Source organism: uncultured Nocardioides sp., from assembly GCF_902805925.1.
Taxonomy (GTDB): domain Bacteria; phylum Actinomycetota; class Actinomycetes; order Propionibacteriales; family Nocardioidaceae; genus Nocardioides.
The window spans coordinates 18,116-27,715 of sequence record NZ_CADCUP010000146.1; the positions used below are offsets into that span (position 1 = coordinate 18,116).

Consider the following 9,600-nt stretch of genomic DNA (forward strand, 5'->3'; position numbering starts at 1 on the left):
CGCCCTCCGCCGGCTCCCGTGCCCTAGGGTCGGTGCACCAGCCACATCCTGGGAGGTTCGCGTGGATCCCGCACCGATCGCACCGGCATACAGCGCCGGCGTCCTGCTCGCCATCGCCGCGGCTGCCGTGCTGGTGCTGCTGTTCCTGATCATCCGACTCAAGATGCACGCCTTCGTCGCGCTGATCCTGGTCAGCGTCCTGACCGCGCTGGCGACGCAGATCCCGCTCGCCGACATCGCCCCGGTGACGACGTACTTCTTCGGCAAGACCCTCGGCACCGTCGCTCTGCTCGTGGGGCTCGGCGCCATGATCGGGCGGCTGCTCGAGGTCACCGGCGGCGCGCAGGTGCTCGCCGACACCCTGATCAACGCCTTCGGGGAGAAGCGGGCGCCCTTCGCGCTCGGTGTGGCTGCGCTGCTCTTCGGCTTCCCGATCTTCTTCGACGCCGGCCTCGTGGTGTTCCTGCCCATCATCTTCTCGGTCGCCAGGCGGTTCGGCGGCTCGGTGCTGATCTACGCGCTGCCGGCCGCCGGAGCCTTCGCGGCCATGCACGCGATCGTGCCGCCCCACCCCGGCCCCGTCACGGCGGCGACCGAGCTCGACGCCAGCATCGGCCTCACGCTGCTGGTGGGCGTGCCGGTGGCCGTGATCTCGTGGTACGTCGGCGTCTACCTCTTCACGAAGTTCTACGCCGGCAAGATCGACGTGCCCATCGACGACAGCCTGCTCACCGGCCGCAAGGCGGGCCAGGAGCAGGAGGGACGCCGCGGGCCGCTGCCGAGCTTCGGCCTGGTGCTGCTCGTGCTGCTGCTGCCCCTGCTGCTCATCGCCCTCAACACCGTCTTCACCACGCTGATCCAGGGCGGCACGCTCGAGGAGGCCACCTGGATCGACGCCCTGGTCTTCATCGGCCAGACACCCATCGCCCTGCTGATCACGCTGCTGTTCGCGACGTACGCCCTGGGCACCAAGGGCCGCTCGGCCGCCCAGGTCGAGACGATCCTGAACGACGCCCTCGGCCCGATCTCCGCGATCATCCTCATCACCGGCGCGGGTGGCATGTTCGGCGGCGTGCTGCGCCACAGCGGCATCGGCGAGGCGCTGTCGGACTCGCTGGCCGACATCGGGCTGCCCCTGATCATCTCCGCGTTCGTCATCGCGACCCTGCTGCGGGTGGCGCAGGGCTCGGCGACGGTGGCCCTGACGACCACCGCCGGCCTGCTGAGTGCGGGCGCCGCCTCGGCCGACCTGTCCTCGATCGACCTGGTGGCCATGGTGATGGCGATCGCCGCGGGCGCAACGGTGCTCTCGCACGTCAACGACTCCGGCTTCTGGCTGGTCAGCCGGTTCTTCGGCATGGACGTCAAGACCACGCTGCGCACCTGGACGGTGATGGAGACCACGCTCGGGCTCTCGATCTTCGTGCTGGCGCTCGTGCTCTGGTACGCCACGCCATGAGCACCGAGGGGCAGCCGGTGTGGCACCTGGTGTTCATGGGCGTCTCGGGGTCCGGCAAGTCGACCGCCGCCCTGGCGGTCCAGGAGCGCCTGGGCTGGGAGTTCGCCGAGGGGGACGACTTCCACCCCGCGGCCAACATCGAGAAGATGTCGGCCGGCTACCCGCTGACCGACGCCGACCGTGAGCCGTGGCTGGCGTCGCTCGCCGCCTGGACCCGCACGCACGAGGACGCCGGCACGCCGACGATCCTCAGCTGCTCGGCCCTCAAGCGGGTCTACCGCGACGTCCTGCGCACCGGCGGCGAGCGCACCTTCTTCGTGCACCTGCACGGCGACAAGGGCCTGATGCTCGAGCGGATGGGCTCCCGGGAGCACTTCATGCCGTCGTCCCTGCTGGAGTCGCAGCTCGACGCCCTCGAGCCGATCCAGCCCGACGAGGACGGCATGCTCGTCGACCCCGCGGACGCCCCCGCCGAGATCGCCGGGCAGGTGCTGAGGAGGATCGGCCTGGCCGGGTGACCGGCCCGGTGACGCGCCTGCCGTCGGGGATCCGGCGGATGCGTGGGGTGCTCGCGTAGCCTCGGCTCACGTGATTCGCTTCGAGAAGGTCACCAAGACCTACCCCGGACACGCCCACTCGGCGCTCGACCAGGTCACGGTCGAGGTGGAGAAGGGCGAGTTCGTCTTCCTGGTCGGGTCCTCGGGCTCGGGCAAGTCGACGTTCCTGCGTCTCGTGCTCCGGGAGTACCGCCCCACGACCGGGCGCGTGTACGTCGCCGGCAAGGAGATCAACCGCCTCGCCGGCTGGAAGGTGCCGCGGCTGCGCCGTGACATCGGCACGGTCTTCCAGGACTTCCGCCTGCTCGGCAACAAGACCGTCACCGAGAACGTCGCCTTCGCGCTCCAGGTCATCGGCAAGCCTCGCGGCGAGATCGAGGAGCTGGTGCCCGAGACGCTGGAGATGGTGGGCCTGGACGGCAAGGGCGAGCGGATGCCCGACGAGCTCTCCGGCGGCGAGCAGCAGCGGGTGGCCATCGCGCGCGCGTTCGTCAACCGGCCCAAGATCCTCATCGCCGACGAGCCGACCGGCAACCTCGACCCGACCACGTCGGTCGGGATCATGAAGCTCCTCGACCGCATCAACCGCACGGGCACGACCGTGGTGATGGCCACCCACGACGCGGGCATCGTCGACCAGATGCGCAAGCGGGTCATCGAGCTCGAGGACGGTCACGTCATCCGTGACCAGGCCCAGGGCGTCTACGGCTTCCAGAACTAGATCGAGAGTCTCCCCATGCAGCTTCGCTACGTCTTCTCCGAGCTCGGCCAGGGCCTGCGGCGCAACCTGTCGATGCACATCGCGGTGGTCCTGACGCTCTTCGTCTCGCTGACCCTGGTGGGCCTCGGCGTGCTCCTGAACCAGCAGGCGGCCAAGGCCGCCGAGCAGTGGGGCAGCCAGCTGCAGATCACCGTGTGGCTGTGCAAGGCGCAGGACGACAACCCCGCCTGCACGGGCGAGGTCACCGAGGCCCAGCGGACGGCCATCGGCACGGTCGTCGAGGACAACCCCGAGGTCGCCGGCTACCACACGGAGTCCAAGGAGGAGGCGTTCGCGAAGGTCAAGGAGCTGCTGGGGCCCGAGAAGTTCGAGGGCGCCAACCCGGCCGCGACCGCCGAGGACATGCCCGAGTCGGTGTGGATCGAGCTGCGCGACCCCGAGCAGTACGACGGCATCACCAGCGCCGTGCGCGGCCTCGACGGCGTCTCCGGCATCCGGGACATGCGCGAGACGCTCGAGCCGATCTACGGGGCCATCAACCTCCTGCAGGTCAGCGCCTTCGTGACCTCGATCGTGCTGGTGATCGCCGCCCTGCTGCTGGTCGCCAACACGATCCGGCTGGCGGCCTTCGCCCGCCGCCGGGAGATCGGCATCATGCGCCTGGTGGGTGCCTCCACCCTCTACATCACCCTGCCGTTCCTGCTCGAGGCCCTGGTGACCGCGCTCGTCGGTGTCGCGCTGGCGGCGGGCGCCCTCGGCGCCTTCATGTACTTCGGCATCCACCAGCGGGCGACCGACTCGCTCCAGTTCATCCCGTGGATCGGCGCCGACCAGTACCTCGTGGCGCTGGCGGCCGTCGGCGTGCTCGGGCCGGTGCTCACCCTGCTCCCGACACTCGTGCTCACCCGCAAATACCTCAAAGTCTGATCGGCAGCCGCTACGGTCGCGGTGTTCACTTCCCCGAACACCAAAGGCTGACCGGTGCGCACCTTCCCCCGTACCGCTCGTCGACGCATGGTCGCATCCTCACTGGTGGCGGCCCTCGCAGTCGGCGCGTTGAGTGCCCCCTTCGCCAGCGCGAACGACGACCTCGAGGACCGGCGGAAGGCCGTCGAGCGCAGGATCGAGCACGCGCAGGAGGACCTGCACGAGTCGAGCAGCCGGATGGCCGCCGCCCGCTCCCGGCTCCAGGCCGCACGCACCCAGCTCGACGGTGCCCGCGTCGCCCTGGCGACCGCCCAGGGGAAGGTCGCGGTCGCGCAGCAGCGCGACGCCGAGATGCAGGTCGAGCTCACCGACGCCGAGGCCGAGCTGGCGCAGGCGCGGACCGACCTCGACACCGGTCGCACCGACATGCGGGCCCAGCAGGACACCGTGGCCTCCACCATCTCCTCGATCTATCAGGAGGGTGACCCCGAGCTGCTGGCATTCTCCGCACTGCTGGACTCCCGGACACCGGCCGACCTGACGCGCTCCTCCGAGGCCCGCGACGCCATGGTCGGCCGCGAGACCCGCGCCTACCAGGCGCTCAGCGCCGCGGAGGTGCTCCTCGCGGTGCGCGAGGACCAGGTGGAGGCCGCCAAGGACGCCGTGCAGGCCAAGCGCGAGGAGGCAGCCGCGCACCTGGCCGAGATGGAGGCGCTCGAGGCGCAGACGGCCGCCGCCGCGCAGTCCGTCGCCGCGCTGGTCGGCGAGCGGCGTACGGCCGAGCAGGAGGCCACCGTCGCCCGGGCCGCCGACGCGCGCACCCTGGAGGCGCTGCGCCGGGAGGATGCCAGGATCGAGGAGATGCTGCGCCGGCGCGCCGCCGAGGCCCTCCGCCGCGCCCGCGCCGCCGCGGCCCGCGCCAACACCAGCAGCCAGGCGGGACCGCCCGCCAGCAGCGGTGGCTTCCTCAGCATGCCCGCCGCCGGAGGAGTGACCTCGCCGTACGGCATGAGGACCCACCCGATCTACGGCTACTACAGCCTCCACGACGGCACCGACTTCGGCGCCGACTGCGGCTCCCCGCTCTACGCCGCCGCCGACGGCACGGTCATCTCGTCCTACTGGAGCAGCGTCTACGGCAACCGGATGATCATCGACAACGGCGTCGCCGCCGGGGTCGGCCTCGCCACCATCTACAACCACGCCACCCGCTACACCGTCGCCGAGGGCCAGCAGGTCTCCCGCGGCCAGGTCGTCGGGTACGTCGGCTCGACCGGCTGGTCGACCGGCTGCCACCTGCACTTCACCGTGATGGCCAACGGCAGGGCCGTGGATCCGGCGAACTGGCTCTGAGCCCCGTTGCGCCGCCTGAGAGGATGGCGCCATGGCACGTGAGCAGGGCACCAAGTCGGTCGCGCAGAACAGGAAGGCGCGCCACGACTACCACATCGAGGACACCTGGGAGGCCGGGCTCGTCCTGGTCGGCACCGAGGTGAAGTCGCTGCGGGCCGGCCGCGCCTCCCTCGTCGACGGCTTCGCCGAGGTCGACGGCGGCGAGGTGTGGCTGCACGGCGTGCACATCCCGGAGTACTCCCAGGGCACCTGGACCAACCACTCGGCCCGGCGCAAGCGCAAGCTGCTGCTCAACCGCGCCGAGATCACCAAGATCGAGCGCAAGATCACCGACAAGGGCTACACGATCGTCCCGCTCAACCTCTACTTCAAGGACGGCCGGGCCAAGGTCGAGATCGCGCTCGCCAAGGGCAAGAAGGCCTACGACAAGCGGCACTCCCTCGCCGAGAAGCAGGCCAACCGCGAGAAGGAGCAGGCCGTCCAGAGGCGGCTCAAGGGCATCCGCGACTGATGCCGCTGCCCGTCGTCGAGCCCGTCGTCGAGCGCCTAGGGATCCCCGGGCAGCTCGACGTGCACACCCACCCGGCTCGCCTCCACCGGCAGGGTGGGCTCCCGCAGCCACGCGCTCACGGTCGGCTGAGGGGAACGCGGGTCGTGCTGGCCGCGTTCAACCCGTAGACTGACCGAGCACAACTCAAGAGGGGCTGATCGGTTTCGACTTGGGACGTTAGTTCCAGGAGAAGCGGGTCGAGAAGCCAGCGCCATCTCGTAAACGATCGCTGGAAAATACAGTTGCCAATACTAATCGCAACGACTTCGCTCTCGCTGCCTGAGCAGTGATCGAAGGGTCTGACCGGGCACCCGTCCTCGTCCCGGATCCAGGCCTCATCTAGAGGACTTGCTGGTCACTTCCTGCCAGGAGGAGTGACCGGGACTTTTTCCTGGCTGGGCCTGTCGGCGACGTGTCTGTGCGAGCGCCGGGGCCGAGAAAAGCGACAACACCGACTGCACCCGGAGAAGACCTGGTTCGGCGCTCGAGGACGCGGGTTCGATTCCCGCCAGCTCCACCGACCAACGGTCCCGGTGGGTCGCCCCACCGAGAGCCAGCCCTTGCGAGCGAGAGCCGCTCCGACATCGCGTCGGAGCGGCTCTTGTGGCTGTCGGCGCCGTCACCGCGGCCCAGGAGACGGCGCTATGCTGGCACTCCCCGCTGCGCCGTACGGCGCGGAGCACTGCAGCACTGTGACACCGAACGGGCCCGCGGCAAGCGCCGCGGGCCCGTTCGTCACGCTGGGCACCGGCCCGTCAACCGCCTCTCGGCGAGTGGCCGCTCGTAGCGGCAATATTTAGAGCCCGGGGGGATGAAACGGGCCGGCACGTCCATGCTAACCGCTGTACCCCTGTGGTTGTTCCCCCGCGGCGTCGTCCGCCGCGCGGCTCACACGTCCGGGCGGGCGTTGCGCCGCCGGGTCTGCCACGCCTTCTTCGCCGCCCGGCTCCGTCGGCGGCGCAGCCGCTCCGCCTCCAGGCGCGCGCGCTCGACGGCGCGCTGCTGGCGGCGTACCTCGTTCTCCGCGCGTCGGCGCTCCGCCTCCACGACCGCGGGGGAGCGCACCGGCCAGACGTAGGGCAGGTCGTCGGGGTCGTCGGGGAACAGCGGCCGGTAGTACGCCGGGTCCTTGCGGACCAGCGCGGAGCGGTGGCTGCCGTGGACGGCCTCGTCGCCCAGCCACGGCGGGAGCGCACCGGCGGCGGCGAGCTCGGCTTCCGACCGGATGCCGGTCACCCCGGACGCGGCCAGGTCGGCGGCGATGGTCGCGGCACAGGTGTCGCCGAAGCCGAGCTCGGTCCAGACCTCGCAGCAGACGATGCCGTAGCGTCCGAGCGCCTCCTCGAAGCCCTTCCACATCAAGGCGGCTGGGTGGTTCGCCCAGCCGTAGCCGGGCACGGTCAGCGCCCGGACCACCTGGATCGTCTCGACCCGCTGCTTGCCCAGCCGCTTGGCGTCCAGGGAGCGCGCGGAGCGCTCGAAGTCGGCGTACGGGAGGAACGTCTGCACCCCTCCCACCGTATCGGCGCCGCGGAGGGGCTACTCCTCCAGGTTCCGCAACGCTCGTCCCCGGGCCTGCCGCAGCAGCGCCACGTGGGTGGCGAAGTCGGCGACCTCGGCATCGCGGCGGCTGGTGAGCTGGTGGGGGTCGGAGGCCAGGTCGTAGAGCTCCCACTCGCCGCGCTCGTGGTGCTCGATGTAGGCGTCGTCGCCCTGGCGGAGCATCGCCCAGCCCAGGTTGGTGTTCTCGACGAGGAGCCGGCGACGCCAGTCCGACCAGTCCCCGGTGCGCAGGGGCCGCAGCAGCGACCGGCCGGAGAGCTCGCGGCCCGCGTCGGGGTCCAGACCGGCGATGTCGAGCGTGGTGGGCATCAGGTCGACCTGCGAGGCGAAGGCGTCGGTGGTGGCCGCCTCCACGCCGGGTCCGCGGACGACGAAGGGGACCCCCGCCGACTCCTCGTACGGCTGCTCCTTGCGGAAGAGCCGGTGCTCGCCGAGCAGGTATCCGTTGTCGGAGACGAAGAAGATCCACGTGCGATCGAGCTGGTCGGTCCCGAAGAGGACGTCCATCAGCCGGCCGAGCTGGTCGTCGAGGTCCTGCAGCTCCTCCAGCTTGCCCTCGAGCACCGCACGCATCTGCGACCGATCCTGCGGCGGAAGGGCGCGCATCCAGGTCGGCTTGTCGGACAGGTCGGCCTCGTTGAAGGCGGCCGGGTCCCACGTGACGTCGTCGAAGTCGTGCCGGTGCCTGCGGCTCGGCGTGTACGGGTCGTGCGGCGTCGAGGGCGCCCACACCGCGAACCACGGCCCCGTGTCGCGGTGCCGCTCGATGAACTGCCGCAGCCGGTCGGCGGCGAAGGTGTCGGCCGCCTTCTGCGTGTCGAGCTGGCGCAGGTCGCCGTCGACGTTGAGCTGTCCCTGGTTGCCCACCGTGGCCACCCAGCGGCCCCAGCCGGGGGCGACGTACTCCGGGTCCTTGCCCAGGCCGTTCATGTACTTGCCGAAGTAGCCGGTGTCGTAGGCGGCGCCACGGATGCGGGTGGCGACGGTGTCACGGTCGTGGCCCTGCGCGACGAAGGGCTGGTGCGTCATGTTGTTGTGGCAGCCGTGGTCGTGCGGGTAGCGGCTGGTGAGCATCGACGCGCGGGCCGGACCGCACCACGGCATGGCGGTGTAGCCGCGCCGGAAGCGCACCCCCTTCTCGACCAGGCGCCTCCAGGTCTTGTCCATGGAGCGCAGCGTCGAGCGCATCTGGTCGTCGGTGATGATCCACAGCACGTTGTCCGCCATGCGGCCCGACCCTACGCAGGTGCCGGAGGGATACGGTCGCGCGGTGACCCGACGATTCCTGCTGCGCCGCACCGTCGCACGACTGGCGCTGCGTGCCGCGCGGTGGCGCACCGTCGGCACGGTGCCGCCGCGCAGCGTGCTGGTCGGCGCCCCGCACACCTCCAACTGGGACTGGGTGCTCACCATGCTGCTGGCGTGGGACCACCGCATCCGGATCCGGCTGCTCGTGAAGCAGGAGCTCTTCGTCGGACCCCTCGGGCCGCTGCTGCGCGCCACGGGCGCGGTCGAGCTGGACCGGCGTAACCCCGGCGCGACCATCCGTGCGCTCCTCGCGGAGGCCGAGGGCGGGGACCCGTTCGTCCTCGGCATCGCGGCGGAGGGCACCCGCGGCAAGGCGGAGTACTGGAAGTCGGGCTTCCACCGGATCGCCCGGCAGACCGGACTGCCGATCACGCTGGCGTTCCTCGACGTGCCCTCGCGCACGGTCGGCTGGGGCCCCACCTTCCACCCCAGCGGTGACGTCCGTGCCGACATGGACCGCATCCGCGACTTCTACGCCGACAAGACCGGCTTCCGGCCCGAGTCGTTCACCACCCCGCGGCTGCGCGACGAGCCCTCGGCGCCCCCGAGCTGAGGCGGCGGTCGCCCGGGAAGTACTGACCGGGAAGCGCCATGAGAGCTCGGGCATCTTGCCTCACGAGACGGGGCGTCGTCCTGGTGTCGCGCGACAGCTCCCGGCCGGTCCCCGGGTGGTGGCCGCGCTGTGGCGGCCGGTCCACGAGGCTGACCAGCGCTGCGGCGCGACAGTCGCTCCGTTGCCTGCGCTGACGCCACCCGATGCGCCGGCTGCCGACAACAGCCGGCGGGCAGGCCGGTAGCCCCGCCGTGGGGTGGCGGGGTGCGGGGCGGGGTGGTCAGTGCTCGGGTGGGTCGCCCGGGACGGTGATAGGTCCGGTGCCGGTCTGGTCGCGGAGGTAGGTGTGGCCCTGCGGGCTGGTCCAGGTGTACGCCGCGGGGCCGGTGCGTTGGTAGCGCCACCGGCCGTGGGTCTTGAGCCGGTGGTGGGTGCGGCAGAGCGCGGCGAGGTTGTCGGTGGACGTCGGGCCGCCGGTCTCCCAGGGGGTGATGTGGTCGAGGTCGCAGGACCGCGCCGGGCGGGTGCACCACGGAAAGACACAGCTGCCGTCTCGGGCGATGACTTGCTCCCGGAGCCGGGCCGAGGGCTGGTAGCCGTCGCAGGCCA

The 9,600-nt window shown here is 71.1% G+C and carries 10 protein-coding genes and 1 other RNA gene; 8 read left to right on the plus strand and 3 right to left on the minus strand.

What is annotated here, in order from left to right; all coding sequences use genetic code 11:
• Positions 1-61 precede the first annotated feature (61 nt).
• The 7 genes from QZX64_RS10395 to ssrA all read left to right on the plus strand — a co-directional run bounded on the left by QZX64_RS10395 (position 62) and on the right by ssrA (position 6,087).
• Positions 62-1,459: a GntP family permease gene (locus QZX64_RS10395; protein ID WP_295659256.1), complete on the plus strand. Its 1,398-nt coding sequence runs from the start codon at positions 62-64 to the stop codon at positions 1,457-1,459.
• Complete coding sequence (locus QZX64_RS10400) at positions 1,456-1,977, plus strand: gluconokinase (protein ID WP_295659259.1); 522 nt, start codon at positions 1,456-1,458, stop codon at positions 1,975-1,977. The genes QZX64_RS10395 and QZX64_RS10400 overlap by 4 nt, the downstream gene beginning before the upstream one ends.
• A gap of 70 nt (positions 1,978-2,047) precedes the next feature.
• Positions 2,048-2,737, plus strand: coding sequence for a cell division ATP-binding protein FtsE (gene ftsE, locus QZX64_RS10405; protein WP_295659262.1), 690 nt, complete (start codon positions 2,048-2,050; stop codon positions 2,735-2,737).
• Positions 2,738-2,752: 15 nt separating this feature from the next.
• Positions 2,753-3,664, plus strand: a complete 912-nt coding sequence (gene ftsX, locus QZX64_RS10410; RefSeq protein WP_295659264.1) for a permease-like cell division protein FtsX — start codon at positions 2,753-2,755, stop codon at positions 3,662-3,664.
• A gap of 105 nt (positions 3,665-3,769) precedes the next feature.
• Positions 3,770-5,017, plus strand: a complete 1,248-nt coding sequence (locus QZX64_RS10415; RefSeq protein ID WP_295659266.1) for a M23 family metallopeptidase — start codon at positions 3,770-3,772, stop codon at positions 5,015-5,017.
• A gap of 31 nt (positions 5,018-5,048) precedes the next feature.
• A complete protein-coding gene (smpB, locus tag QZX64_RS10420) occupies positions 5,049-5,528 on the plus strand; it encodes an SsrA-binding protein SmpB (RefSeq protein ID WP_295659268.1) in 480 nt (159 codons plus the stop codon).
• Between the two features lie 189 nt (positions 5,529-5,717).
• Positions 5,718-6,087: a transfer-messenger RNA gene (gene ssrA / locus QZX64_RS10425) on the plus strand.
• 368 nt (positions 6,088-6,455) lie between these two features.
• Here ssrA and QZX64_RS10430 read toward each other — a convergent pair.
• Entirely contained in the window at positions 6,456-7,076 is a 621-nt protein-coding gene (locus QZX64_RS10430) for an MSMEG_6728 family protein (protein WP_295659270.1), read from the minus strand.
• 30 nt (positions 7,077-7,106) lie between these two features.
• The gene (locus QZX64_RS10435) at positions 7,107-8,357 is read right to left on the minus strand and encodes a sulfatase-like hydrolase/transferase (RefSeq protein ID WP_295659273.1); all 1,251 of its coding nucleotides are present in this window, start codon (positions 8,355-8,357) and stop codon (positions 7,107-7,109) included.
• A 43-nt stretch (positions 8,358-8,400) separates the two neighbouring features.
• On the opposite strand from QZX64_RS10435, the gene QZX64_RS10440 reads away from it, so the two are divergent.
• Positions 8,401-8,991: a 1-acyl-sn-glycerol-3-phosphate acyltransferase gene (locus QZX64_RS10440; RefSeq protein ID WP_295659275.1), complete on the plus strand. Its 591-nt coding sequence runs from the start codon at positions 8,401-8,403 to the stop codon at positions 8,989-8,991.
• A gap of 280 nt (positions 8,992-9,271) precedes the next feature.
• Here QZX64_RS10440 and QZX64_RS10445 read toward each other — a convergent pair.
• Positions 9,272-9,600 (minus strand): HNH endonuclease signature motif containing protein (locus tag QZX64_RS10445; protein ID WP_366558540.1); only part of this gene is annotated, 329 nt, incomplete at its 5' end.

Coding starts and splice junctions, on each gene's coding strand:
- QZX64_RS10400 (WP_295659259.1), top strand. CDS start 1,456: ATGAGCACCGAGGGGCAGCCGGTGTGGCACCTGGTGTTCATGGGCGTC.
- ftsX (WP_295659264.1), top strand. CDS start 2,753: ATGCAGCTTCGCTACGTCTTCTCCGAGCTCGGCCAGGGCCTGCGGCGC.
- smpB (WP_295659268.1), top strand. CDS start 5,049: ATGGCACGTGAGCAGGGCACCAAGTCGGTCGCGCAGAACAGGAAGGCG.
- QZX64_RS10435 (WP_295659273.1), bottom strand. CDS start 8,357: ATGGCGGACAACGTGCTGTGGATCATCACCGACGACCAGATGCGCTCG.